The following is a 25638-nucleotide window of genomic DNA, read 5'->3' on the forward strand; positions in this document are numbered from 1 at the left end:
CGCTGCCCCGCCACCCCGGTTGGGGTGCGTTGGCCGCCCCACGTCACCCGACGCGTCTTGTCTGCCCGGGGTTGGGCATGCGCCCTACGAGGACCCCCACCCCGCTCCGCTTCGCGGATCGACCCTCCCCACAAGGGGGAGGGTAAAGAAATCAATCCGAAACCGGCGTATTCTCGTCCACATCCACCCGGAAATTGCCTTCCAGAATCTCCGCCTTCTTCTTTTCGACCAGCTCCTTGACGTCCGCCGGCAGCGTCTTGTCGAACTTGTGGTAGGGCGCCAAATGCGAGCCGCCCTTGGCCATGCGCGAGAAATCGCCATAGTCCTGCGCGGTGAAGACGCCGGCCCTGACCAGTTTGATCGCCTGCTCGACCGTCGGATACATGTCCCAGACCGGACCGGTGATGACCGTGTCGGGGCCGAGACTCGACTGGTCGGACATGTTGGAGATGGCGAGGATCTTCTTGTCCACCGCGGCTTCGATGACACCGAAGCGCTCGGCGTAGATGACGTCGACGCCGGCGTCGATCTGCGCGACCGCCGCTTCCTTGGCCTTGGGCGGATCGAAGAACGAGCCGATGAAGGCGACCTTCTTCTTGATGTTGGGATTGACCTCCCTGGCGCCGGCGAAGAAGGCGTTGACCAGCCGGTTCACCTCCGGAATGCCCATCGCCGCGACGGCGCCGATCGTACCCGACTTCGACATCTTGCCAGCGATCATGCCCGAGAGATAGGCGGGCTCGTGGATCCAGTTGTCGAACACCCCGAAATTGGGTTCCGCCGGGCCGGCGCCGGAGCCGAACAGCCAGGCGGTCTTCGGGAACTGCTTGGCGGTGCGGCGCGATTCGCGCTCGGCGGCGAAGGCGTCGCCCAGCACCAGTTGGTAGCCGCCTTGCGCATATTCGCGCATGACGCGGCTGAAATCGGCGGTCTGCACCTTCTCCGACCATTTGTATTCGATGCCGAGTTCCTTCTCGGCCTTCTGCAGGGCGACATGGATCTGGTTGTCCCATGGCTCCTCGATCGGCGTGGCGAAGATCGCCGCCACCTTCAGCTTCTTGTCCGCCGCGAAGGCGGCGCCCGGCAGCATCGTTGCCGCCAAACTAAGCGCGCCCAGCTCCAGTACATTGCGTCGCGAAAGCCCTTCGCGTTTTATCTGCGATTTATTGTTCCGGTTTTCCATTGCATTCCCCTCTGTTCGACAGCCGTGTCGAGCCGGCTGTTCGTGAAAATGTCAGACGGGGAAGTATGGAACGACGCCAGACTTTTGTCCACGTGGTCAAATTTGAACCGCGCACCGGATTCTTGATCTTAGCCGGCCAAGCAAGGGCCGCCGATCAAACCCGTTCCAGCGCGATCGCGATGCCCTGGCCGACACCGATGCACATCGTGGCAAGCGCATAGCGGCCGCCGCGCTCACGAAGCTCCAGCGCCGCCGTGCCGGAGATGCGGGCACCCGACATGCCCAGGGGATGGCCGAGCGCGATGGCGCCGCCATTCGGGTTGACGTGCGGTGCATCCTCGGCAATGCCAAGCTGGCGCAGCACGGCGATGCCTTGCGAGGCAAAGGCTTCGTTGAGCTCGATGACATCGAACTGTTTTGGTGTCAGGCCAAGCCGCGCGCAGAGTTTTTGCGTCGCCGGCACCGGGCCGATGCCCATGATGCGCGGCGCAATACCGGCGGCAGCGCCGCCGAGGATGCGGGCGATCGGCGTCAGGCCATACTTTTTCACGGCTGCCTCGGAGGCAACGATCAGGGCCGCCGCCCCGTCATTGACGCCGGAGGCATTGCCGGCCGTCACCGTGCCGCCCTGGCGGAACGGTGTCGGCAGCCTGGCCAGCGCATCGACCGTCGTGCCAGCACGGGGATGTTCATCCTTCGAGACGACAACCGCATCGCCCTTGCGCTGCGGGATCGTCACTGGCGTGATCTCCTTGGCCAGCCGGCCATTGGCTTGCGCGGCGACCGCCTTGTCCTGGCTGCGCACGGCAAAGGCATCCTGGTCCGCGCGGGAGATGGCGAACTCTTCCGCGACATTCTCGCCGGTCTCCGGCATCGAATCGACGCCATACTGCTTCTTCATCAGTGGGTTGACGAAGCGCCAGCCGATGGTGGTGTCGTAAATCTCGGCATTGCGCGAAAACGCCGTGTCGGCCTTGGGCATGACGAAGGGTGCCCGGCTCATCGATTCGACGCCACCCGCGATCATCAGTTCCGCCTCGCCTGCCTTGACGGCCCTGGCTGCGATGGTCAGCGCATCCATGCCGGAGCCGCACAGGCGGTTGACGGTGGAGCCCGTAATCTCCTTCGGCAAGCCTGCCAGCAGCAGCGCCATGCGCGCCACGTTGCGGTTGTCCTCGCCGGCCTGGTTGGCACAGCCATAGACGACATCGTCGACAGCCTGCCAGTCGATGCCGGGATTGCGCTCGACCAATGCCCTCAGCGGTATCGCGCCGAGATCGTCGGCACGCACGGAAGACAGCGAGCCGCCGAAGCGGCCGATCGGCGTGCGGATGTAGTCACAGATGTAGGCCTCGGCCATGTCATGCAGCCTTTGCTTTTCCGGTTCCCTCATGCGCCGCCTTGGTGCGGGCCTGCAGGTCGCGCAATGTCTTGAGTTCGAGTTCGCTTGGCGCCGGCGTTTCGTCAAGCGCCTCGCCGAACTTAACCACCCAGCCACAGCTCTCCTGCACCTGCTGGCGGGTGACGCCTGGATGCAGCGACACGACGGTGAATTCCTTGCTCACCGGATCCGGCTTCCAGATGGCGAGATCAGTGATCAGCAAGGTCGGGCCGGCGGTGTCGATGCCCAGACGCTTTCGATGATCGCCGCCCTCGCCATGGCCGAAGGAGGTGAAGAAATCGATCTTCTCGACCATGCCGCGCTTGGTCTGCGCCATGGTGATGTAGATCTCCTTCGACGACGTCGCGATCTCTGGCGCGCCGCCGCCGCCGGGCAGCCTGGTCTTTGGGTGAAAATAATCGCCGATGACCGTGGTGTTGATGTTGCCAAACTTGTCGAGCTGCGCCGCACCGAGGAAGCCGATCGAGATGCGCCCACCCTGCAGCCAGTAGCGGAACATCTCCGGCACCGCGACGGTGGTGACGGCGGTTTCGCACAATTCGCCATCGCCGATTGACAGTGGCAGCACGTCGGGCGCGGTGCCGATCGTGCCGCTCTCGTAAATCAAGGTGATGTCGGGCGCATGCGTCAGCCGCGCGACATTGCAAGCGGCGGATGGCGCGCCGATGCCGACGAAACAGACATCGTCATTGCGCAGCGCGCGGCTGGCGGCGATCGTCATCATCTCGTTGGGGGTGAAGCCCTGATTGTCGCTCATGCCGCTTTCCTCAGATGCTCGACCCGGGCCTCGAAATCGCCGGCACTCTTCTCGATGACGTTGGCCCGCATCCACGCCTGGAATTTCTCGCGGTCGGCGGCGATTTCGTCCCATTCGAGATAGGCGGCATTGTCGCGCGCATAATAGCCATGCGCGTAGGACGGATGCGAGCCTCCGGGCACGACCGATATCGCGGCAATCGTCCAGCGCGGCAGCACGGTCAGGTTGGGGTGCAGATCGTCGAAATTGTCGACCACTTCCTCGACCGTCACCACCGCGCGTTTGGCCGCCAGCACCGCTTCCTTCTGGATGCCGATGATGCCTTCGACCAGCACATTGCCTTTCTTGTCGGCCTTCTGCGCATGGATGAAGGTGACGTCAGGCCGGATCGAAGGAACAGCGGCCAGCACCTCGCCGGTGAACGGACAGGTGACAGACTTGATGTTCGGGTTGACCGCCGCGAGGCCAGCACCGCGATAGCCGCGAAACACCGCGCAGGGCAGGCCGGCAGCACCCGCTTCATAGGCGTTGGCCATGCCGGCATGGCTGTGCTCCTCGATTTCAAGTGAGCGCGGGAAACCGTTCTCGATGGCATCGCGGGCGCGGCGCAGCAGGCCGACGCCGGGATTGCCGACATAGGAGAAGACGATCTTCTTCGCCATGCCCATGCCGATCATCTGGTCGTAGATCAGGTCCGGCGTCATGCGGATCAAGGTCAGGTCGCGAAAACCCTGGCGGATCGCCTCATGCGCCGCTGCCGTCGGGATCAGATGGGTGAAGCCCTCGAAGGCAGCCGTGTCACCATCTTTCAAATTCTCGGCCACGGCCTGTTTGAGCGGCAGGAACTTGACCATCGCATCGGCTCCAGGCTGAGAAAGTTCGTATTGCGAACATATGTTTTATATGCGATACTTTCTATGCTGAGCAGAGGCGTGGAGTCAATCCTGACGCCGATGTCGTTCTGCGGAGACAAGATGGACGAAGAGGCTGTTTCCCGTGATCATGTCGGCTCGCTTGAACGCGGCCTTGCCGTCATGGAGATCCTGGCCCGCCATCCCTCGGGCATGACGTTGACTGAAATGGCCGAGGAAGCGGGCCTGACCCGCGCCGGCGCCCGCCGCTTCCTGCTGACACTCACCGCCACCGGCTATGCAACACAAGCCGGCCGCGTGTTCTCGCTGTCGCCGCGCCTGCTGACGGTTGCCCGCACATGGCTCGGCGGCGCCTCGCTATGGGCCTTCGCCGCCCCCATCATGCGCGCGGTCGCCGCACAACTGAACGAGGCCTGCTCTGCGGCCATCCTGTCGGGTGAGGATGTCGTCTATGTCGCCCGCATTCCCGGCCGCCGCATCCTCAGCGTGTCGCTCGATGTCGGCACCAGGCTGCCGGCCTATTGCACCTCGATGGGGCGCATCCTGCTGGCCGGGCTGACATCAGGGGAATTGGACGCATTCCTCGGCCAGGCGACCATCGAGAGACGGACGCCGAAGACGATCACCAACAGGCGTTTGTTAGCCAACGCCATCGCCAAGGCGAAGGCTGACGGCTTTGCCATCGTCGATGAGGAACTAGAACTCGGCCTGCGCTCGGTCGCCGTACCGATCCGCGACCGAGCGGAGCGCACGGTCGCGGCCATCAACGTCTCGACCCAGTCGGCACGATTTTCGGTCGCGGAGATGGAGCGGGAGATACTGCCGGCACTACTGGAGGCCAGGCAGCGGATTGAGGATTTCTTTGTGGTTTAAGAAGCTTCATCCAACCTTCGACGTCGGCGGGACAGCACCCCCCTCTGGCCTGCCGGCCATCTCCCCCGCAAGGAGGGAGATCAGCTGTTATCGCGGCTTTCGCCAATCTACACCGTTATAGGGTGATCGCAGCGCTGAACCTGCCAATCTCCCCCCTTGCGGGGGAGATGTCCGGCAGGACAGAGGGGGGTGTGAAGGATCGCTACGGTACTATTTGTGCCGTTGCAGCAACGCCCCCTCAATGCTTGATCCGATCCCGCATCGCATACCAAAGCATGCCCAGCACATAGAGCGGACCGCGCAGCGCCGTGCCGCCCGGGAACGGCATCGGGGTCAGCGTCGAGAACAGATCGAGCCGCGAGACATCGCCGGTGATCGCTTCGGCCAGCAGCTTGCCGGACAGCGTCGACAGGATGACGCCCTTGCCGGAATAGCCATGCGCGAAATAGACCTCGCCATAGTGCCCGACGTGCGGCAGCCGCGATGTCGTCACCGACACAAGCCCGCCCCAGGCATGATCGATGCGGCAGCCCTTGAGCTGCGGAAAGGTCTTTTCCATATGCGACCGCACGAAGCCGGCGATATCGGCCGGCGGTGAAGGCGTGTAGCGCTCGCCGCCGCCGAACAGCAGGCGTCCATCCGCCGACATCCGGTAGTAGTTGACGACGAAGCGGGTATCGGAGACCGCGACATTGGCCGGGATGACGTTGCGCTTGCCCTCAAGCGGCTCGGTGGCGACGATGTAGTTGCCGACCGGCATGATGCGGCTGTTGACGCGCGGCTCCAGCCCGTTGAGCAGAGCGTCACCCGCCAGCACGACATGTCTGGCCCGAACCGATCCCTTTGCGGTCGAGACCCGGATCGAAGGCTCACGCTCCAGCCGCACGGCGACCGAATTCTCGTGGATGGTGACGCCGGCAGCAACCGCTGCGCGGGCAAGGCCGAGCGTATAGTTCAGCGGATGCATGTGGCCGCCGAGCGGCTCATACATCGCGCCATGGTAGGGTGTATCGACCTTGGCTCGGGCTTTAGCCGCCGATAGGATTTCCGCATGCGGGAACTTCATCACCGTGGCCAGGCACTCGGCCTCTTCCTCGAGATCCCTAAGGTCGGAGCCGTTGACCGCGCCGACCAGATGGCCGGTCAGCCTGAGATCGCAATCGATGGCGTGGCGCTCGATAATATCGAGCACCAGCCCGCGCGCCTCGAAGGCAAGATCGAACAGCACCTTTGCCCGCTCCGGCCCGTAGAGTTTGACCAGTCCCTTGGCGCCCTTGCGCAGGCCGGGGATCATCTGGCCGCCATTGCGGCCCGACGCGCCCCAGCCGATCTTGCCGCCTTCGAGCAGCACCACTTTCAGGCCGCGCTCGGCGGCGTGAAGGGCGGCTGACAGGCCGGTGCAGCCGCCACCGACGACCGCCAGGTCGGCTTCGACATCGCCGACAAGCGCCGGATGGTCCGGCGCCCGATTGGCCGTGGCGACATAATAGGATTTACCGATATCGAGGCCCGAATTGAAACCCGTTGAACTGGAAGCCATGATCACACCTTCAGCAGCAGGTGGTCGCGTTCCCAGCTCGTCACCACGCCTTGGAACAGGTCGAGTTCGACGCTCTTGACGCGCAGATAGGTCTGGAAGAAATCCTCGCCGAGCAATTCCCGCACCGGATCGCAAGCAGCGAAGCGGTCCAGCGCCTCCTCCATCGTTTTCGGCAGCGTGCTCTTGATCTTGTAGGCATTGCCCGACGCTTCGGCCGAGCGTGCCAGTCTCTGTTCGACGCCGAGATAGCCGGCGAGAAGCGAACCGGCGATCGCCAGGTAAGGATTGGAATCCGCACCCGGCAACCGGTTCTCCACCCGCCGCGCGGAGCGGCCGCCGGCCGGCACGCGCAGGCCGCAGGAACGGTTGTCATGCGACCATTCGATGTTGGCCGGCGCGCTGTGGTTCGGGCGGATGCGGCGGAACGAGTTCACGTTCGGTGCGAACAGCGGCATGATTTCCGGGACATATTTCTGCAGGCCGCCGATGAAATGGCCGAACATCTCGGTGTCGGCATCGTCGTTTCCGGCAAACAGCGTCTTGCCGGCCTCGTCGATGATGGACATGTGCAGATGCATCGAGCTTCCCGCCTGCGCCGCGATCGGCTTGGCCATGAAGGTCGCATGCATTCCGCTTTGCTGCGCGGCCTGGCGCGTCAACCGCTTGAACAGCAGCACCTTGTCGGCCAGCGGCAGCGCATCGCCATGCAGGAAGTTGATCTCAAGCTGCGCCGTACCTGACTCGTGGATCAGCGTGTCGAGCGGCAAGCCGGCTGCCGCGGCGTAGTCGTAGATGCGGCGGATCACCGGCTCGAACTCCTCGAGCGCGGCCATGTCATAGGGATGCTGCACACCCTCGGCACGGCCATTGGCACCGACCGGAGCGGTCAGCGGCTGGTCGGGATCGGGATTGGGCGCGGTCAGATAGAATTCGAGCTCCGGCGCCACCACCGCCCGCCAGCCGTGCTTGGCGTAGAGGTCGAGCACGGCGCGCAGCACATGGCGCGGCGAGGCCATCCAGGGCCGGTCGTCCATATGGAAGGCATCGGCAAAGACATAGGCCTTGCCGGGAGCGGCACCCGGCGCCAGGTAGAGCGTCGATACATCAGGCACCATGCGCATGTCCGGATCCGAATAGGCAAAACCCTCGTCGATCGAGCCGGAGTAGCGGCCGTCGATGCTGACCAGGAAAGCGCTGCTCGGCAGATAGAGCGCGCGGTCTTCAAGCGCCTGGAGAAATTTGGCCGTCGGCAAGGCCTTGCCGCGCAGGACGCCATTCATGTCGGGCACCAGGCACTCGACTTCGTTGATGCCGTGCCGGACCAGCCAGGCTTTGGCATCGGTACCGCTGGAGAGCGAGATGTTCGTGTTGTTGTCAGGCATTTCGTTCATGTCCGTATCAGAGAGAGTATGGCTTGCGCGGCCACATCCGTTCCAGGTTTCAGCGCCATTTGGGCTGCATTGTCCTTGAGGCGGGTGCGCATTGCATCGTCGGCCAGCAGGCCGAGAATAGCTCTCTCCAACACTCCTTCGGTCCAGGCGTCGCGGCCGATATGGTCACCGACGCCGGCTTCTCCGGCGCGGCGCGCATTGTCGTGTCCGTCCCAGCAATAGGGCATGATCAGTGACGGCACGCCGAAGCGCAGCGCCTCGCAAAAGCTGTTGTTGCCACCGTGGTGGATGAACAGGTCTGACTTCGCCACCACCGAGGGCTGTGGAAACCAGGCGTCGAGATAGACGTTGTCGGGCACCGCGCGATAGGCATCGCGCAGGCCGCCGGCATTGACGATGAAGCGCGCCGGCAGCCTGTCGAACACGGCCAGCATGCGCTCGATCAGCCCGACATCCATGGCGCCGAGGCTACCGAAGCTGACATAGACCAGCGGCCCGCCATTGCGCGGAAATACCGGCACCTCGAATGGCCCTTCCGAACGCACGCAGCCTTCGAGATAGACGAAGCGCTCCGGGTCGAGCGGCTCGGCGCGCTCGCGGCGCACGATCGAAGGCGTCAGCAGCAAATTGAGGTCGGGCGACGTCTCCAGGAACAGGCCCTTCGGCAGCGGCGCCAGGCCGGCATCCATCCGGAAGCGGTTGAAGCGATCATGTGCGGGCGTGCAAGCCGCCAGATACCTGGCCTCGAACGCGGCGCGTTGCGGGTCGTCGACGCCAAGCCCCGACAGATAGGGCGGTACCTGTGCATCCGGCAGCTCGGTCTCGGCGCAGGAGACGACACGCACCCAGGGACAGCCGGCGGCGGCGATCGCCGGGAACATGATGACATTGTCGAGAACCACCGCGTCCGGCTTCAGCCGCGCCAGCAACTGGCGCAGCGGCGCCTCGGCATTGACCGCGGTGTCGACGATGGCCTGCCAGGTTGGCGCGACATAGGTTTCCAGCTGGTCGATCGGGCTCAGCCTGAAATGCGGCAGGTGCCTGCGCACGAAGGCCTGCCAGTAGCTCTGGCGTTCGCTGTCGCTCAGCGGCTCGTCGGTCGGCAGCTGGTATTCCTGGAAACCATAGTCGGCAAAGACGCCGGAAAAGCCGGCATGACAGATGAATACCGGCCGGGCTCCCTTGGCACGCAGCGCCTGCGCGATGCCGACGCAGTTCAACGCCGCGCCGAAGCTTGCTTCGGGGAACAGCGCGATGGTCGGGCTGGCTTTACGCGTCAATTAATCCTCGTCAATCCGGCCGGCTGATCATGCCGAACAGGGCAGGCGCCCCGCGACTGGCCGCTTGCGGTCGCTGGTTGCGGGAGAGCCGCAGGTGGATGCGCAGCAGATCGGCAGCCACCTCATACTGCAGGCTTTCAAGATGGTCGAGTATAACAAGGTGTTCGCGCAGCGATTGCCGCAGGCGGAAGACGTTGACGCCGGCATAGATGCCCGGCAGCCGGCGCAGCCTGAGGTGATCGGCGAGTGTGTCGGCCACGAAGCGGTTGGCGCAGCCTTCGGCGAGCATGCCATGAAAATCGATGTCCAGCCGCTGGAACTCGCGTGTGTCGAAGGCGGCGTCCGGCAGCGCCACCAGCGCTTCCATGCCCTGGCGCAACGTCGCCGCCCGCGCGCCATCCAGCCGGAAACCCGGCGTCAGGATGGCCGCGGGCTCCAGCAGCAGACGGAATTCATAACTGTCGCCTTGCGCCTCCGGATCGTCTGGCGTGCGTCGAAACAGCCAGGACTGGCCGGGCGCACGGTCCAGCAGATTCTCTTCGGTCAGTTTGTTGAGCGCTTTTAGTACCGTCTTGCGCTCGGCACTGTAGCGCCGCATCAGTCCCGCGACGGTCACCGTCTGGTCCAGCCGCCGCGCCGACCGGTCGCGCAGGATCGCCTCGGCCAGCTCGTCCTCCTCGGCAGCGGGCAATTCCGTGGCGACCGAAGCCTGCGCGGTGAGGTCGATCGCCAAATGATAACCCGAATCCGCCTCCCACCGTACGACGCCCCGCTCCGCAAGCAGGCTAAGGGCCGCGCGCACGGGCGTGCGCGAGACGCTGCACAGCGACGCGATCTGCTGCTCCGGCAAGCGTGCGCCCGGCTCGAAACCACGTTGCCGCGCCACATCCAGGATGCGCTGCGCCAGATCGAGATGGTTGGTGCGGGGTCGTCGGGCTACGGCTTGCATGACTGGTCCAGTGGAAAACGACATGACCGCATTGATTTGACCGATCGCCCGCACGGACGCAATCGGCCAGATTCCTCGATCGCTTGACAAATTATGGATTGACGTACTTTTTTCTGCAATAGTACTGTCAGGACAATCGGCGAGAAAAAGACCGAGGGAACAGGATCGAGGCAGCGGCAAGGTCGCAGGCGTTGGTCCGGCGAATGAAATTCGACGATCAACCGGAATGGGAGTCTGTCATGACCGCTACCAGCCTGCGGCGCCGTGCGCTGAAAACATCTTCGCTCGCACTTGGCCTGGCCTTGGCGCTGTCCGCGCCGGCGATGGCTGCTGATCTCGTCATTTCCAACTGGGATGGCTACATGGCGCCCGACGCGATGGCCGCCTTCAAGACCGCGACCGGCGTTTCGGGTGAGGTGGTGGTGCACGCCACCAATGAAGAGATCATGGGCAAGCTGATCGCCGCCGGCGGCAAGGGCTATGACGTGGTCTTTGTCTCCTCGCCCTTCGCCGAGGTGCTGAACAAGCTCGGCCTGACCGAACCGATCGACCACACCAAGATACCGAACCTCGCCAACCTCTATCCGGAAGCAACCAAGCTGCCTCACGATGCCGGCAATGCATTCTCGGTGCCCTACACCTGGGGCACCACCGGCCTCTGCTATCGCTCGGACCTGATGAAGGTCGCACCAACCAGTTGGAGCGACCTGCTCGCGCCCTCCGACGAATTGAAGGGCAAGACCACCATGCTGGCGACCGACCGTTGGCTGCTGGCCGCCGGCCAGCTCGACAAGGGCTATTCGGTCAACGAAACCGACCCGGCCAAGATGGCTGAGGTCAAGGATCTGCTGATCTCGGCCAAGAAGACCCTGCTCGCCTATGACGACACCACCTTCTATTCCAAGCTGGTGTCCGGCGAGGCGCTGATGGTGCAGGCCTGGGACGGCTGGTGCAATTACGGCATCGCCGAAAAACCCGAGATCAAATACGTCATTCCCAAGGAAGGTTCGGACCTCTGGGTCGACACGATGGTGGTGATGAAGGCCTCCGCCAACAAGGACGCCGCCTTCCAGTTCATCAACTTCATGCTCGACGCCAAGAACCACGCCTGGGCAGCGCAGAACATCGACTACAAGGTGCCGAACAAGCCGGCCATGGAAAGCCTGCCTGCCGATTTCCTGGCCAAATTCCCCAACATGGCGATGCCGGTGGCCGACCTCGTCAAGTTCGAGCAATTGCGTGACGTCGGCGACGCCCAGCGCGACTATTCGAAGATCGTCAGCGAGATCAAGGCGGCGCAGTAGGGACTGTTCCAGCAGCATCTTGGAATCAAGCTTGCGTTCCGTGTCGCCCCCCTCTGGCCTGCCGGCCATCTCCCCCTCAAGGGGGGAGATTGGCTGTGGCATTGCTTTCGCCAATCTTCGATTTTTCAAAGTAAGCGAAAGGTTGGAACTGCCGATCTCCTCCCTTGAAGGGGGTAAGAAGTGGTCCGCGCAACGGACGGAAAGCCAATTGCTTGGCTTTCCGAACGACGAACGCCCGAAGCGAAAGCGAAAGGCCGGGTCCGGCAGGGCAGAGGGGGGCATTTCGTGAAGCACCTACCCTCTCGCTCCTCCTTGCTGATGGCCCCGGCGCTGGTCTGGCTGACCGCACTGATGGTGGTGCCGTGCGCGCTGGTGCTGGCGCTCGCCTTCTTCCGGCGCGGCATCTATGGCGGCATCGACTATACCTTCACGCTGGAGAATTTCGGGTTGGTTTTCGACCCGCTCTATGCCGGCATCTTCCTCAATTCGGCGCGCATCGCCGGCACCGCCACCCTGATCGCGGTGGTGATCGGCTATGCCGCCGCCTACGCCATCGCAGCCGCCCCGCGCCGGTGGCAGCCGGTGTTTCTGTTCTTCGCCGTGCTGCCGTTCTGGTCCAACTACCTGATCCGCACCTACGCCTGGATCGTGCTGCTCAACCGCGAAGGCCTGATCACGCAGTTGTTGCGCTGGTTCGGTTACACCGGCGAGCCGCCATCGATGCTCTATACGGAAGGCGCGGTTATCGCCGGTCTGGTCTACAACTATCTCCCCTTCGTCATCCTTGCCTGTTACGCGCCGCTGTCGCGCCTCAACCCGGAACTGGCCGAAGCCTCGCGTGACCTCGGCGCCTCCGCCGCCACCACATTCCGGCGTGTCATCCTGCCGCTGACCGTGCCGGGCATCGCCGCCGGCGCGGTGTTCGTTTTCGTGCTGTCGATCGGCAATTTCGTCACGCCCGCGCTGCTTGGCGGCGGCCGTTTCCAGATGATCGGCAACCTCGTCTACGACCAGTTCCTGACCGCCAACGACTGGCCGTTCGGCGCCGCGCTCGCGATGGCGCTGATCGCCATCATGCTTCTGGTGCTGATGGCGCAGGCGCTCGCCGCCAATCGCGCCTCGGGCCACGCCGCGCAAGCCGGCGGAGACACCGATGGCTGAGCGCTCTCCCGCCACGCGGCGCACGCTCTGGGTCGTGCTCAGCCTCGTCTTCGCTTTCCTTTACATCCCGATCGCCGTGCTGGTGGCGCTGTCCTTCAACGAAGGCGGGCTGCCGACGGCGTGGTCGGGCTTTTCGCTGAAATGGTACGCCTCGCTGGCCGGCAATTCGGCGATCCTCTCCGCCGCGCTCAACACGCTGATCGTCGCGCTGGTCTCGACGACAATCGCGACCTTGCTCGGTACCTTGCTGGCGATTGGCATCGAGATGCGCCGGCAATACGGCAAGGGGCTCGAAGCGTTGATCTTCGCGCCGATGATCATTCCCGACATCGTGCTGGCGATCGCGCTGCTGTCGTTCTTCTCGATGCTCGATCTGACCATGGGCCTGCACACGATCATCCTCGCCCATGTCGTCTTCAATCTCGCCTTCGTCTGCTCGGTGGTGCGCGCAAGGCTGAAGAGCTTCGACTGGTCGATCGTCGAGGCCTCGGCCGATCTCGGCGCCTCCGCGCTCACCACCTTCCGGCGGGTGACATTGCCGGTTATCGCGCCGGCGGTGATCGCAGGCGCGCTGCTCGCCTTCACGCTCTCGGTCGACGAGTTCATCATCGCTTTCTTCACCGCCGGCGCCGGCCGCACCTCGACGACGCTGCCGATGCAGATCTACGCGATGATCCGCTTCGGCATCACGCCGGAGATCAACGCACTGGCGACCATCGTCATGGCGGTCTCGATCACCGCACTGACCCTGTCGCAGCGGCTCAACCGTGGGATCATAGGCCAATGAGCGAACCCCGCACGCTTCTGGCCATCGATCATGTGTCGAAAAATTTCGGCCGGGTAACCGCCGTCGATGGCATCTCGCTCGACATCCGCGAGAATGAGTTCTTCGCGCTGCTCGGCCCGTCGGGCTGCGGCAAGACCACGCTGCTGCGCATGCTGGCCGGCTTCGAGACGCCCAATGACGGGCGCATCCTGCTCGACGGCCGCGACATTGCCAAAACCCCGCCCAACAAGCGGCCGGTCAATCTGATGTTCCAGTCCTACGCGCTGTTTCCGCATATGAGCGTCAGGGCCAACGTCTCCTACGGCCTCGAAATGGAGCGCTTGCCGGCCGCCGAAATCCGCTCCCGCGTCGACGCCATCCTGGCGACGACCGAGCTTGTCCCCTTCGCCGACCGTAAGCCGGAGCAATTGTCGGGTGGCCAGAAGCAGCGCGTCGCGCTGGCCCGCGCGCTGGTCAAACGGCCCCGTCTGCTGCTGCTCGACGAGCCGCTTGGCGCGCTCGACAAGAAACTGCGCGGCGCCATGCAGCTGGAATTGAAGCGCCTGCAGCATGAGGTCGGCATCACCTTCGTCATCGTCACCCACGACCAGGAAGAATCGCTTGTGATGGCCGACCGCATGGCGGTGCTCAAGGACGGCAGGCTGCTGCAATGCGACACGCCGCACGCGATCTATGAGCATCCGGCCGACCGTTTCGTCGCCGACTTCATCGGCGTGATGAATTTTGTGCCGGGCAAGGCCGCCACCGATGGGGTTGTCGCCGCGAATGGCGCGCCAATATCCGGCAAGGTTCCAGCAACGCTCTCGCCCGGCGCATCCGCTGTCGCTTCGGTGCGGCCGGAGCGCATCCGGCTGTTCCCAGAAGCTCAGACCGCCAACCGCACCACCGGCACGGTCGAGGCGCTGGCCTATCAGGGGCTCGACCTGCAACTGCATGTCCGCACGGGCCTGTCGCCAAAGCCGTTCCTGGTGCGCGTCACCGCTGATGCCGCAGACCGCCGGCCGGTCGCATCGGGCGATCAGGTCGAACTCGGCTGGGACGCCGCCGATGTCAGAGTTTTCGCAGAATAAAGGAGAGGCCTGATGGCGCAGAAGACGATCGCGTTTTTTCCAGAAGCAGCTTATGGCCCGGCGCTCAATTCCGTCGGCATCGCCCAGGCGGTCGAGGCACGCGGCCACAAAGCGGTGTTCCTGTCAGATCCCGGCTTCGTCGACGTCTACAAGGGCTACGGCTTCGAGGCCCATCCGGTGAACCTGTCCGAGCCGATGCCGCCAGAGCAGATGGCCAAATTCTGGGAGGATTTCATCAACGGCCACATCCCCAACTTCCGCAAATCGCCCTACGACCAGGTCGACAATTACGTCAAGGATTGCTGGACGGCGATCGTCGACAGCGCCAAATGGGCGCAGAAGGATCTGCCGCACGTTCTCTCAGCCATCAAGCCGGATGTGATCTGCGTCGACAACGTCATCCTGTTCCCGGCTATCAAGCAGTACGGCAAGCCGTGGGTGCGGGTCATTTCCTGCTCGGAAAACGAAATCGAGGACGAGGACATCCCGCCGCATCTCTCCGGCTGCGGCGAAAACGACCATGCCGGGCATCAGCGCTACCGCGACCATTTCAACGCGGTGATCGAGCCGATCCATGAGGACTTCAACGCCTTCCTGACTGCCAACAACGAGGCGTCCTATCCGATCGGCCAGTTCTTTGAGGCCTCGCCCCATCTGAACCTGCTGCTCTATCCCGAAGCGGCAAAGTTCAAGCGCCGCCATCCACTCGACCCGGCCAAGTTTCAGTACCTGGAAGGCTGCGTGCGGCAGGAGAAGCCTTACACGGTGCCGACCTTCGCTGAAAATAACGACGGGCCGCTGCTCTATGTCTCCTTCGGCAGTCTCGGCGCCGGCGATGTCGAGCTGCTGAAGCGCATCATCGCGACGCTGGGCATGACGCGCTACCGGGCGCTGGTCAATGTCGGCGGCTACAAAGACCAGTACACGGACGTGCCCGGCAATGTCATCGTCGAGAGCTGGTTCCCGCAGCCTTCGGTCATCCCGCAGGTCGACGCTGTTATTCACCACGGCGGCAACAACTCGTTCACAGAGTGCCTCTATTTCGGCAAGTCGGCGATCATCATGCCCTATGTCTGGGACGGTCACGATAACGCCACCCGCGTCGAGGAGACCGGCCACGGCTTCGGCATGCCGCGCTACGACTGGACCGATGCCGAGCTGATCGCGAAGATCGAGGCCTGTCTGACCGACCCGAAGATGAAGGCAAAGCTGGCCAAGACATCGGCACAGATGCAGGGGCAGAATGGGCCGGAAAAGGCGGCGGGTTTGTTGGAGAAGTTGCTGTGAGCGAGATGGTTGATATATCGCGCCTGAGCACCCCCCTCTGGCCTGCCGGCCATCTCCCCCGCAAGGGGGGAGATTGGCAGCTTCACCGCCGGTTCTCACTCTGCAACCTTGGTGATTGGCGAAGGCCGAGGCAACATCCGATCTCCCCCCTTGCGGGGGAGATGGCCGGCAGGCCAGAGGGGGGTGCCCTGGCGCAGCATATGAATAGCAACCATCGCGCAGGAGCCTCCGCATGACCTCCTCCGCACCACACCTCCACCACGCCTCCACCCGAACCGATCTCGTCGACTGGGGCGCCCAACCCGACGCATTGTCAGGCACTTCGCACTCGACCGGCAGGCTCGTGCACAAGGGCCCGAACAGCCAGCCGGAATCCGGCATTTGGGTGTGCACGCCGGGGCGCTGGCGCCTGAGCATCCCGCGCGATGAATTGTGCCATTTCGTCGCCGGCCGCGCGACCTACCGGTCAGATGTCGGTGAGCTGATAGAAATCTCCGCCGGAACTGTGGTCATGTTCCCGGCTGGCTGGACAGGCGAATGCACCGTGCATGAAATCATGCGCAACGTCTACATGCTGGCGTGACCACGGAGCTTGACGACATGCCGACACCGCACTGGCCGAAGGCCTCGAGCGTGGAACAGGAGGACTGGGGCGCGGGCAGCAACACGCTCGCCGGTTCGCCGCGCGCCTCGGGCAGGGTCCTGTCCCGGAACCCGGACGGCTCCAGCGAATGCGGCCTGTGGTCATGCACGCCGGGCACGCGCAAGGTCACCTTTGGCGCCGACGAGTTCTGCCATTTCCTCTCAGGCCGTGGCAGCTATGTCCATGACGACGGCGAAGAGATCCCGGTCGAGGCCGGCATGCTGGTGTTCTTCCCGGCCGGCTGGACCGGCATCTCCATCATCACGCAAACGCTGACCAAGGCCTTCATGTGCCGCTGAGCACTCCTTTCAAGGAAATCGATATGACCACACCCATCATGAAATCCCCGCTCGCCATTACCGACCTCGTCGACTGGGGCGTCATCCCGACCATGATCGAGGGGCAATCGCACACCTCGGGGAAGCTGCTGCACAAGGGGCCGGAAGGCCGCTCCGAATGCGGGCTTTGGGTCTGCACACCAGGCAAATGGCATTGCCATGTCACCCGCGACGAGTTCTGCCACTTCCTCGAAGGGCGCTGCACCTACGTGCATGAATCCGGCGAGGTGATCGAGATCGAGCCGGACACCGCAGCCTTCTTTCCGCAGGACTGGAAAGGCGTCTGCACCGTCCATGAGACGATCAAGAAAGTCTACATGATCCGCTGAGCGGATCTGAGAGGATGCCTATGGATTTCTCAGCTGACCGGCCGGCTTTCTTCGTCAACCCGGATTACCGGCCGATGGCCGGCACAAACAAACCGGTGATCGATCCGGCGACGCTGGAAACCGTCGGGGCGATCGCTGCGGCCGGCGATAGCGAGATCGATGCCGTGCTCACCGCCGCGACCAGGGCGCAGGCCGCCTGGAAGAAGCTCGACGCCAAGAGCCGGGCCAAGCACCTGCATGCCGTCGCCAACGCCATCGAGGCGGCGGACTTCACCCGCTGCGCCGAGCTGATGGTGCGCGAGATGGGCAAGCCCTATCCCGAAGCGGTCGGCGAGATCGCCAACTGCGCGCCGATCTTCCGCTACTACGCCGAGATGGCGCGCGACGATGCCGGCAAGATCGCCGGCACGACACAGGCCGGTTCGTTCCAGTATGCGCGCTACGAGCCCTATGGCGTCTCCGTCCACATCATGCCCTATAATTTTCCGATCCTGCTGATGTGCTGGACGGTCGCCGCCTCGCTCGCCGCCGGCAATGCCTGCATCATCAAGCCGGCCGAGGCGACGACGCTGTCGACGCTGGACTACATGACCGTGTTCCGCTCGCTGCCGGAGGGGCTGGTCTCCTGCCTGCCTGGTGGAGCGACCACGGCGCAGGCGCTGATCGCCTCCGACCGCACCCACGCAGTTGCCTTCACCGGCTCGGTCGCCGCCGGCAAGGCGGTTGCGGTGGCCTGCGCCGAACGCATGAAGCCTTGCGTCATCGAGGCCGGCGGCAGCGATCCGCTGATCGTCAGCCAACATGCTCCGCTTGAGATCGCGGCAGCCGGCAGCGTCACCGCGGCCTTCCATCTCACCGGCCAGGTCTGCACTTCGGCCGAGCGCTTCTTCGTCGTCGATGCCGTCCATGACCGTTTCGTCGAACTGTTCGCCGAAAGGACACGCGCGCTGCGCATCGGCAACGGCATGGACAAGACCGAGATCGGCCCGCTGGTCAGCGAAAGCGCGCGGACCAAGGTGATGCGCTTGGTCGACGATGCGATCGCCCATGGCGCCGTCGCAGTCACCGGCGGGCGCATCCCGCCAGCGCATAACACCGGCTGGTTCTACGAACCGACGATCCTGACCGGCGTCACCCCGGACATGGCGATCGTGCGCGAGGAATGCTTTGGACCCGTCGCCGCCATCTGCCGGGTCAGGGATTTCGATGAGGCGATCCGGCTTGCCAATGACAGCCCGTTCGGGCTCGGCGCCTCTGTCTTCACCACTGATCTGGCCGAAGCCCACGAGGCGGCTGAACGGCTCGAAGCCGGAATGGTCTGGGTCAACAATCCGCTGATCGACAATGACGCCCTGCCCTTCGGCGGCTGGAAGGCCTCGGGCCTCGGCCGCGAGCTCGGACGCCAGGGGCTCGACGCCTTCCGCCGCTCCAAAATGGTGATCATCGACCACAAGCCGACAATCCAGGAATGGTGGTATCCCTATCCCGACAGCTGGTTCCGCGCGACCGGCGGCCGAAAGCACGTCTGAGTGTTTCGAACCTCGCCAGCTCCGGATAGCCAGTCCATGGCCGGGAAAAAGCAATGCCGCCGGGCGGGGCCCGGCGGCATCTTTCATCGATTGGCTACTGCCGTTTCGACGGCAAGTCGTTACGGCGTCGTTTCTGCTTCCATCGCGGCGGCCGTCTGGTCGATCTTGTCGGCAAGGACGCCCTGAGCCCAGGACGTGACCGCAGCGTCGACCGGCTTGTTGGCCATGTCCGTCAGCGCCGCGTCGAGCGATGCATCATCGGTGCCGACCTCTGCCGCGGCAGCCGCCTCATTGGCGGCGGTGACCTCTGCCTCCTGGGCAGTGATTTCGGCCTGCAGATCCGTTATCTTCCCAGGCAAGGCCGCCTGATCTTCGGGCGTCATGGCCGCAATCTGCTCGGGCGTCAGCGATGTCAGCGCGTTCAACTGCGAATTCAGCGCATCCAGCTTCTCCTGGGCCGCTTCAGCGGCGGCCTCGGCGACCTTGGCTTTGGCGGACTGCGTCACGAAGGCCTGGATGGCAGCGAACTTCTTGCTCTTCGAGTTCATATAGGCGTTGATGTTGCGCTGAAGCGAGTTCAGCCGGCCGAGCTTGGCGTGGATGTTCTTCTCCTTGGGCACGGCCGAGACCTTTGCGGTCTTGTCGACCGTGGTGTCGTCCGCTTTGGCCTTTGCCACCTGCCCCCGAGCCGACGACGACTTGCCGTGCGAAGCGCCGCTCTTGCCATTGCTATTGCCGCCGTTACCGCCGGCATTTCCCCCGCCGTTGCCGTTGCCGCCGGCATTGCCACCGCCATTGCCGCCCCCGTGGCCGTTGCCGCCGGCTATCGCCGGAGATGCCAGAAGCGCCAATGCGGCAAGCGCCGCGAACAGAGTTTTTCGGTTTGTCATGGTAATCTCCTCGGGGAATCGCCGCCCTTCGCCCAACCGCTAGGCGACCGTCGTATGAGGAATTACTAATTGTACAGAGTAAAATTTAGACAAATGTTGTCTCAATACGCGATCTGACAACCCGCCGGCACCATAACTAATTGATATTAAACACAAATCAACGCTCTTGATCGGCCATGGCACTGAAGTCCCATGCCGGCCGGACCATAGTCCTATCTGCCGACCAGCGGCACCAGGAAGGTCGTAGAGCAGTGTATTGGAAAGGCGCTGAAATAAAGGAGGTTGATGACGAAAGCATAGGTCTCAGCCGATGCTTTCGCCGCCATCGATCACCAGCGCCTGACCGGTCATGAAGGATGAGCGGTCGGAGACGAGGAACAGGATCGCTTCGGCGATCTCATCGGCGCTGGCCCAGCGCCCCATCGGAATCTTGGTGCGGACATAGGTTTCGATCGCCTCGCGTCCGCCCATCTGGGCGATGAACGGTTCGTTGAACGGCGTGTCGACCCAGCCCGGACAGAGCGCGTTGACGCGGACATTGTGCCGGGCATAGTCGAGCGACATCTGCCGCGTCATTGCCACCACCGCATGTTTGGAGGTGGCGTAGGCAATCATCTCGCGGTCGTAGAACACACCCGAATTGGAGGCGGTGTTCAGGATGACGCCGTTGCCTCGTGCGATCATCGACGGCATGACCATCCTGGCCGCCAGAAACTGCGCCCGCACATTGACCCGCCATGACGCGTCCATGCCGCCGACCTCGACCTCTGTCAGCGTTCCGCCGACTTGGATGCCGGCGTGATTGTGCAGGATGTCGATGCGACCATGCCTGTCCAGCGTGCCGGCAATGAGTTGCTCGACCGCTGCGTCATCGGCGACATCGGTGGCGATTGCCTCGGCTTGGCCACCCACTGCCCTTATGTCCAAAGCCGTTGCTTCGCCGGCGGCCTCATCCCTGTCGGCGATGACGACTACCGCGCCTTCCCTGCCCATGATCATGGCGCCGGCGCGCCCGATGCCGGAGCCGGCGCCTGTCACCACGGCGATGCGGTCTTTGAGGATCATGATGCGACTTTCAGTTCGACGGCTTGCGCTGGCGCAATTGCCATTGGGCAAGCACCACGAGCAGCACGGAGGCGACGAGCACGATCGTCGCGATAGCATTGATCTCCGGCGTCACGCCGCGCCGGATCGACGCGAAGACATAGATCGGCAGCGTCGTCTGCGCCCCGGCGACGAAGAAGGCGATGATGAAATCGTCGAAGGAAAAGGTGAAGGCGAGCAGGAAGCCGGCAACGATGGCCGGCATGATCTGCGGCAGCACGATCGAGCGGAACGTCGTCAACGGCGTGGCGTAGAGATCGCTCGACGCCTCGACCAGATTGCGGTCGAGGCTGCCGAGCCGCGTGCCGACGATCATCGTCACCAGCGCCATGGAGAACAGGCCGTGCGCTGCGATGATCGAGCCGTAACCGAGCGCCAGGCGCGGCGGCTGGTCGTCGGGCCAGATCGAGGCGAGGAACGGATTGACGACCGTGAACAGCTGGACGAGCGCGACCAGCGTCGAAATGCCGATGACGACGCCCGGAACGACGATCGCGGCGCCCAGAAGCGCATCGAATACCGCGCGTGTTCTGATGCCGACACGCGCCAGGCCGAGTGCCGCCGCCGTGCCGCAGAACGCCGCCAGCAAGGCGCTGGTGGTGGCGATGAACAGGCTGTTCTTCAGCGCTTCGACCAGGAACGGGTTCGCCAGCGCCTTGCCGTACCATTGCACCGAAAAGCCGGTGAACTCGCTGGCATGGCGGCCGGCATTGAAGGAGAACAGCACGACCAGGGCGATCGGCAGATAGAGGAAAGCGAAAACGGCAATGACGAAGGTGCGCATCAGATCAGATCCACCCGGCGAGCGCCCGAAACCCGGGTCGAGATGCGGTTGGCGGCAATCAGCACCACCACCGATACCAGCACCAGCGTGATCGCGATGGCCGATCCGAACGGCCAGTTGCGCGATTGCAGGAATAGGTCGACCAGTGCGTTGCCGATGAAGAACACCTTGCCGCCGCCAAGCAGCGTCGGGATCAGATATTCGCCGAGCAGCAGGATCATGACCAGCGAGAAGCCGGTCATCACGCCCGGCAGCGACAGTTTCAGGGTCACGCCGAGGAAGGTCGAGAGCGGCGTGGCGCCAAGATCGGCGGAGGCCTCCAGCAGCCGGCGGTCGAGCCGCTCGAGGCTGACATAGATCGGCAGGATCATCAGCGGCAGATAGCCGTAGACGATGCCGAGCAGCACTGCGCCCGGCGTATTGATCAGCCTGACATCCTCGAACCCGATATAAGCAAGCAATGCTGGGATGCCGCGCCCGCCTAGCACATACATCCAGGCATAGGTCCGCATCAGGAGGCTGGTCCAGAACGGGATGACGACCAGCGCCAGCAGGATCAGCCGCCAGCGCTGCGGCGCGCGCAGAGCGAGGTAGTAGGCGACCGGGTATGCGACGAGCAGACAGGCGAGCGCTCCCACCGGCGCCAGCACCATCGTATTCCAGAAGGCGGTCGCCCGCGCCGGAAGATTTGCGTACTGCGCGAAGGTAAAAGCCGCTTGATAGCCGCCTTCCGGTGCCCGTTCGCCGACGCTGAACACCGCGATGGCGATGAATGGCAGCACCAGAAACACCACCAGCCACGCGGTCGCCGGACCGAGCAGCATGGCGGTCAGAAAATTCCTGCGAAGACGGCTGCCGTGCATGGAGAGATTTGCCCCGTGCCGGCGGGTATGAACCCGCCGGTCAACTTATCCGAAAAGAATTTGAGGCCGTCGCTCAGGCCGACTTGAAGCGCGCCATCAATTCGGCGCGGCCGGGATCCGTCAGCGTTGCCGCCGCGCCGAATTCCAGCGGCGTCAACAGGTCGGCCGCCGGATAGAGGATCGGATTGTCGAGCACTTCCTTGGGCAGCAGCTTGTTGACCCGCGCATCGGTGGACGGCGCACCATTGGCCAGGTGCTCCTTCACCGCCACCTGCGGATTCATCAGATAGTTGAGCAGGGCGTAGCCGGCCGGCTTGTTCGGCGCATCCTTCGGAATGGCGTAGAAATCGGTCCAGATCTCGCCGCCTTCCTTGCCCAGCACATAGGCGATCTCCGGAATGTCGCGATGCAGCTGCGCGCCATCGTTCGTCCAGCACATCGTCATCCAGGCGTCGCCGGCGCGCATGCCCGGCTGGTAGTCGGAGGAGACCGCGAACAGATGCGGCTTGACCTTCAGCAGCAGTTCCTCCGCCTTGGCCAGTTCGTCCTGCTTGAGCGAGTTGAACGAGTAGCCGTAATATTTCAGCGCATTGCCGATCGTGGTCAGCTGGTAGTCATGCACCATGGTGCGGCTGTCGCCTTCCGCCATGGCAGTGTCCCAGAACTCCTTCCAGCTGGTCATCGGCTTGGTCAGCTTCTTGGTGTTGACGGCAAAGCCGGTGGTGCCCCAGTTCTTCGGCACCGCATAGGTCACCCCTTCGATCGTGCCTTCCCCGGTAAACCGCGGATCCTCCTGCGAGCCATCGAAATTCGGCAGTTTCGCCATCTCCAGCGGCTCGATGATGCCGAGTTTCTTGTAAGTCGAGATCGTGTAGTTGGTCGGCACGAAAAGGCTCCAGCCCGAGGCGCCCGCCTGCAGCTTGGCCAGCATCTCCTCGTTGGAGCCGAACACGTTGACCTCGACGGCAACGCCGGTGTCCTTCTTGAAGTTCTCGAAGGTCGCCGGGTCATGATAGTTCGGCCAGGTGGCGATCGACATGCGGTCGCCAAGGCTTTCCGCGGCAAAGGCTGGTGTCGGCATGATGCCGATCTCGCGCGCCATCACCGCCGTGGCAATGCCAAGGCCGGTGAGGCCGAGGAAGTCGCGGCGGCCGATCGAGCCGCGCTTGAGGCGCATCAACTGGTCGACGAATTTTTCAGGGCTTATCGGCAGTCCGTCACGATATGATTTCGACATGTTTATCTACCCTCTGGTTGGCCCCGTTGTTTTTGGTCTCCGCAAACGCCAGCGGCGTTCCGGAGGCAAAGCCGATGGCGACGGGTTCACCCGGCTTGAAGAGATTGCCGTGGCCGATCAGGTGATCGGCCTTGGCCAGCAGCGTTCCAATGCCCTTGACCTCGATCGCGTATTCCGCCGTCGAGCCCAGGAAGATCCGGTTACGGACGACGCCTTTGAATGGCCCGCTTGTCCGAGCGCCGAGACTGAGCGATTCAGGACGCAAGCTGACCGAAACGGCCTCGCCCTGCTGCAAGGCGGTCCGCTTGCGCGCGGCAATGACGGTGCCATCCGCTAGCGCCACCTCCACCAGCTCGCCCGCATGCCCGGCGACGGTGCCGCTCAAGAGATTGGTCTTGCCGACGAAGTCGGCGACGAACAAATCGGCGGGCTCGTCATAGATCTCGCTCGGCTGTCCGAGCTGGACGATGCGGCCGCCATTCATGACGCAGACGAAATCGCTCATCGACAGCGCTTCCTCCTGGTCGTGCGTGACCAGCACGAAGGTGATGCCGATCTCGCGCTGCAGGTTCTGCAGCTCGATCTGCATATCGGTGCGCAGCTTCTTGTCGAGCGCTGCCAGCGGCTCGTCGAGCAAAAGCACGGCCGGCTTGTTGACCAGGGCGCGGGCGAGCGCCACACGCTGCTGCTGGCCGCCGGACAGTTCATGGATCTTGCGGCGGCCGTAGCCGGCGAGCCGCACCATTTCGAGCGCCTCGCCCGCCCTTGAAGCGATCTCGCGCGACGACAGCCTTGGCCGCGTCTGGCGCAGCCCGTAGGCGACGTTGTCCTCGACATCGAGATGCGGAAAAAGCGCGTATTGCTGGAACACCATGTTGACCGGCCGCCGGTAGGGCGGCGTACCGGCCATGTCCTGCCCGCGAATGAACACCTGGCCTTCGCTCGGCTGTTCGAAACCGCCGATCATGCGCAGGCAGGTCGTCTTGCCGCAGCCGGATGGTCCAAGCAGGGCGACAAAGGCGGATGGCGGGACAGCAAGATCGATGCCGCTCACTGCCGTCACGCTGCCATAGCGCTTGGTGACGCCGCGAAACTCGATGTCTGGCACTGCGGTCAAGGCTGTAGGCTCCAGCGACAGGGCAATATCGGGACGCTACCAGAGCCAATGGCGGCTAGTATATACCTCTCAGGTGGTATATCTGATCTATTTTCTCGTTTAAGGGGGTATAGATTGTCCCGCAGCGACGAATACAGCCAGCTCGCCACGCTCGTCGCGGCGACGCGGGAGACCAGCGGCGACCTGTTCGGCAATGCGCTGGTCGATTGGCTGCGGCTCCATGTCAGCTTCGACCACTGCGTGGTCTTCGGCTATCGCGGCGCGGCGCGCCCGCCGCTGCTGTTCGAAACCTTCTCGCCGGCCGAAAGCCACGTCTTCGTCGCGCTCTATCAGGAGGGACCCTATCTGCTCGACCCGTTCCACCACGCTGCGGTCGAGCGCAAGGAAGGATTCTGGCGCATGCGCGAACTGGCGCCGGACCGTTTCTATGCCAGCGAGTATTTCCGCTCCTACTATAGCCAGACCAGGCTGGCCGAGGAGGTCGGCTTCTTCGTGCCGCTGCCGGGCAAGGATGCGCTGGTGCTCTCACTGATGCGGCTGCGCGTCTCAGGCCCGTTCGGCACCGCCGATGCCAGATTGCTTCGCGACATGGCGCCGGCGGTGATCAGCTTCGCCAGGCTGCGCTGGCCCGCCCTTCCGGCCGACGAACCGGCAGAGGCGCAGCAGGACGAGACGACCACTCCGGTCAACGAGTTCGACCGCGCCCACATCTGGCAGAGCCTGTCGCTGACGCCGCGCGAAAAACATGTCGTCGACCTGGTGCTGCAGGGGCATTCGACGGAATCGATCGCCAGGGCCATGCGCATCGTGCCGGGAACCGTGAAGGTCCATCGCCGCAACATCTACCGCAAGCTCAAGATCAAGTCGCAGGCCGGCCTGTTCGCACGTTTCGTCGAGATCATCGACGCGCGGATACGATAATTCCTACCACCCCTCAATCCGCCGTTT

General features: G+C 63.7%; 25 protein-coding genes. 11 read left to right on the forward strand and 14 right to left on the reverse strand.

What is annotated here, in order from left to right:
- Positions 1 to 151: 151 nt before the first annotated feature.
- The 4 genes from NKH95_RS12105 to NKH95_RS12120 all read right to left on the reverse strand — a co-directional run bounded on the left by NKH95_RS12105 (position 152) and on the right by NKH95_RS12120 (position 4196).
- Positions 152 to 1183, reverse strand: coding sequence for a BMP family protein (locus NKH95_RS12105; protein ID WP_023811183.1), 1032 nt, complete (start codon positions 1181 to 1183; stop codon positions 152 to 154).
- A gap of 154 nt (positions 1184 to 1337) precedes the next feature.
- Positions 1338 to 2543: a 3-oxoadipyl-CoA thiolase gene (pcaF, locus tag NKH95_RS12110; protein ID WP_352442123.1), complete on the reverse strand. Its 1206-nt coding sequence runs from the start codon at positions 2541 to 2543 to the stop codon at positions 1338 to 1340.
- Position 2544: 1 nt separating this feature from the next.
- Positions 2545 to 3342, reverse strand: coding sequence for a CoA-transferase subunit beta (locus NKH95_RS12115; protein WP_352442122.1), 798 nt, complete (start codon positions 3340 to 3342; stop codon positions 2545 to 2547).
- Entirely contained in the window at positions 3339 to 4196 is an 858-nt protein-coding gene (locus tag NKH95_RS12120) for a CoA transferase subunit A (RefSeq protein WP_023811186.1), read from the reverse strand. The genes NKH95_RS12115 and NKH95_RS12120 overlap by 4 nt, the downstream gene beginning before the upstream one ends.
- A 120-nt stretch (positions 4197 to 4316) precedes the next feature.
- Here NKH95_RS12120 and NKH95_RS12125 point away from each other — a divergent pair, with 120 nt between their 5' ends.
- A complete protein-coding gene (locus NKH95_RS12125; protein ID WP_352555572.1) occupies positions 4317 to 5087 on the forward strand; it encodes an IclR family transcriptional regulator domain-containing protein in 771 nt (256 codons plus the stop codon).
- A gap of 238 nt (positions 5088 to 5325) precedes the next feature.
- Here the strand turns inward: NKH95_RS12125 and NKH95_RS12130 are convergent, their stop codons facing one another.
- The 4 genes from NKH95_RS12130 to NKH95_RS12145 are packed head-to-tail and all read right to left on the reverse strand — an operon-like array spanning position 5326 to position 10247.
- Positions 5326 to 6627, reverse strand: coding sequence for an NAD(P)/FAD-dependent oxidoreductase (locus NKH95_RS12130; RefSeq protein WP_352891629.1), 1302 nt, complete (start codon positions 6625 to 6627; stop codon positions 5326 to 5328).
- Positions 6628 to 6629: 2 nt separating this feature from the next.
- A complete protein-coding gene (locus NKH95_RS12135) occupies positions 6630 to 8009 on the reverse strand; it encodes a glutamine synthetase family protein (protein ID WP_352891711.1) in 1380 nt (459 codons plus the stop codon).
- A 5-nt stretch (positions 8010 to 8014) separates the two neighbouring features.
- Positions 8015 to 9298 (reverse strand): nucleotide disphospho-sugar-binding domain-containing protein, encoded by a 1284-nt coding sequence (locus tag NKH95_RS12140; RefSeq protein ID WP_352891630.1) that lies wholly within the window; start codon positions 9296 to 9298, stop codon positions 8015 to 8017.
- A gap of 10 nt (positions 9299 to 9308) precedes the next feature.
- Positions 9309 to 10247 (reverse strand): GntR family transcriptional regulator, encoded by a 939-nt coding sequence (locus tag NKH95_RS12145; protein WP_352891631.1) that lies wholly within the window; start codon positions 10245 to 10247, stop codon positions 9309 to 9311.
- A gap of 239 nt (positions 10248 to 10486) precedes the next feature.
- On the opposite strand from NKH95_RS12145, the gene NKH95_RS12150 reads away from it, so the two are divergent.
- From NKH95_RS12150 to NKH95_RS12190, 9 genes are all read left to right on the forward strand, one after another.
- Positions 10487 to 11551, forward strand: coding sequence for a polyamine ABC transporter substrate-binding protein (locus NKH95_RS12150; protein WP_023811192.1), 1065 nt, complete (start codon positions 10487 to 10489; stop codon positions 11549 to 11551).
- Between the two features lie 318 nt (positions 11552 to 11869).
- Positions 11870 to 12712, forward strand: coding sequence for an ABC transporter permease (locus NKH95_RS12155; protein ID WP_352891712.1), 843 nt, complete (start codon positions 11870 to 11872; stop codon positions 12710 to 12712).
- Complete coding sequence (locus NKH95_RS12160; RefSeq protein ID WP_352891632.1) at positions 12705 to 13499, forward strand: ABC transporter permease; 795 nt, start codon at positions 12705 to 12707, stop codon at positions 13497 to 13499. The genes NKH95_RS12155 and NKH95_RS12160 overlap by 8 nt, the downstream gene beginning before the upstream one ends.
- The gene (locus tag NKH95_RS12165) at positions 13496 to 14569 is read left to right on the forward strand and encodes an ABC transporter ATP-binding protein (RefSeq protein WP_352891633.1); all 1074 of its coding nucleotides are present in this window, start codon (positions 13496 to 13498) and stop codon (positions 14567 to 14569) included. The genes NKH95_RS12160 and NKH95_RS12165 overlap by 4 nt, the downstream gene beginning before the upstream one ends.
- A 12-nt stretch (positions 14570 to 14581) precedes the next feature.
- Positions 14582 to 15856 carry a glycosyltransferase gene (locus tag NKH95_RS12170; RefSeq protein WP_352891634.1) on the forward strand — a complete coding sequence of 425 codons (1275 nt, stop codon included), beginning with the start codon at positions 14582 to 14584 and terminating at the stop codon, positions 15854 to 15856.
- A 232-nt stretch (positions 15857 to 16088) separates the two neighbouring features.
- Positions 16089 to 16439: a cupin domain-containing protein gene (locus NKH95_RS12175; RefSeq protein WP_352891635.1), complete on the forward strand. Its 351-nt coding sequence runs from the start codon at positions 16089 to 16091 to the stop codon at positions 16437 to 16439.
- Between the two features lie 17 nt (positions 16440 to 16456).
- Entirely contained in the window at positions 16457 to 16798 is a 342-nt protein-coding gene (locus NKH95_RS12180) for a cupin domain-containing protein (RefSeq protein WP_352891636.1), read from the forward strand.
- A 23-nt stretch (positions 16799 to 16821) separates the two neighbouring features.
- Positions 16822 to 17166 (forward strand): cupin domain-containing protein, encoded by a 345-nt coding sequence (locus NKH95_RS12185; protein ID WP_352891637.1) that lies wholly within the window; start codon positions 16822 to 16824, stop codon positions 17164 to 17166.
- A gap of 20 nt (positions 17167 to 17186) precedes the next feature.
- Complete coding sequence (locus NKH95_RS12190; protein ID WP_352891638.1) at positions 17187 to 18695, forward strand: aldehyde dehydrogenase family protein; 1509 nt, start codon at positions 17187 to 17189, stop codon at positions 18693 to 18695.
- 119 nt (positions 18696 to 18814) lie between these two features.
- Here the strand turns inward: NKH95_RS12190 and NKH95_RS12195 are convergent, their stop codons facing one another.
- The 6 genes from NKH95_RS12195 to NKH95_RS12220 all read right to left on the reverse strand — a co-directional run bounded on the left by NKH95_RS12195 (position 18815) and on the right by NKH95_RS12220 (position 24690).
- On the reverse strand, positions 18815 to 19585 hold the full coding sequence (locus NKH95_RS12195; RefSeq protein WP_352891639.1) for a hypothetical protein: 771 nt from the start codon (positions 19583 to 19585) through the stop codon (positions 18815 to 18817).
- 303 nt (positions 19586 to 19888) lie between these two features.
- A complete protein-coding gene (locus NKH95_RS12200; protein ID WP_352555545.1) occupies positions 19889 to 20650 on the reverse strand; it encodes an SDR family NAD(P)-dependent oxidoreductase in 762 nt (253 codons plus the stop codon).
- A gap of 10 nt (positions 20651 to 20660) precedes the next feature.
- Positions 20661 to 21473: an ABC transporter permease gene (locus tag NKH95_RS12205; protein ID WP_352891640.1), complete on the reverse strand. Its 813-nt coding sequence runs from the start codon at positions 21471 to 21473 to the stop codon at positions 20661 to 20663.
- The gene (locus NKH95_RS12210) at positions 21473 to 22336 is read right to left on the reverse strand and encodes an ABC transporter permease (RefSeq protein WP_352891641.1); all 864 of its coding nucleotides are present in this window, start codon (positions 22334 to 22336) and stop codon (positions 21473 to 21475) included. The genes NKH95_RS12205 and NKH95_RS12210 overlap by 1 nt, the downstream gene beginning before the upstream one ends.
- Positions 22337 to 22409: 73 nt before the next feature.
- Positions 22410 to 23573 (reverse strand): ABC transporter substrate-binding protein, encoded by a 1164-nt coding sequence (locus tag NKH95_RS12215; RefSeq protein ID WP_352442108.1) that lies wholly within the window; start codon positions 23571 to 23573, stop codon positions 22410 to 22412.
- The gene (locus tag NKH95_RS12220; RefSeq protein WP_352442107.1) at positions 23554 to 24690 is read right to left on the reverse strand and encodes an ABC transporter ATP-binding protein; all 1137 of its coding nucleotides are present in this window, start codon (positions 24688 to 24690) and stop codon (positions 23554 to 23556) included. The genes NKH95_RS12215 and NKH95_RS12220 overlap by 20 nt, the downstream gene beginning before the upstream one ends.
- Positions 24691 to 24804: 114 nt before the next feature.
- Here NKH95_RS12220 and NKH95_RS12225 point away from each other — a divergent pair, with 114 nt between their 5' ends.
- Positions 24805 to 25611, forward strand: coding sequence for a response regulator transcription factor (locus NKH95_RS12225; protein ID WP_352864670.1), 807 nt, complete (start codon positions 24805 to 24807; stop codon positions 25609 to 25611).
- Positions 25612 to 25638 lie beyond the last annotated feature (27 nt).

This window comes from Mesorhizobium sp. M0848, from assembly GCF_040319805.1.
Classification (GTDB): domain Bacteria; phylum Pseudomonadota; class Alphaproteobacteria; order Rhizobiales; family Rhizobiaceae; genus Mesorhizobium.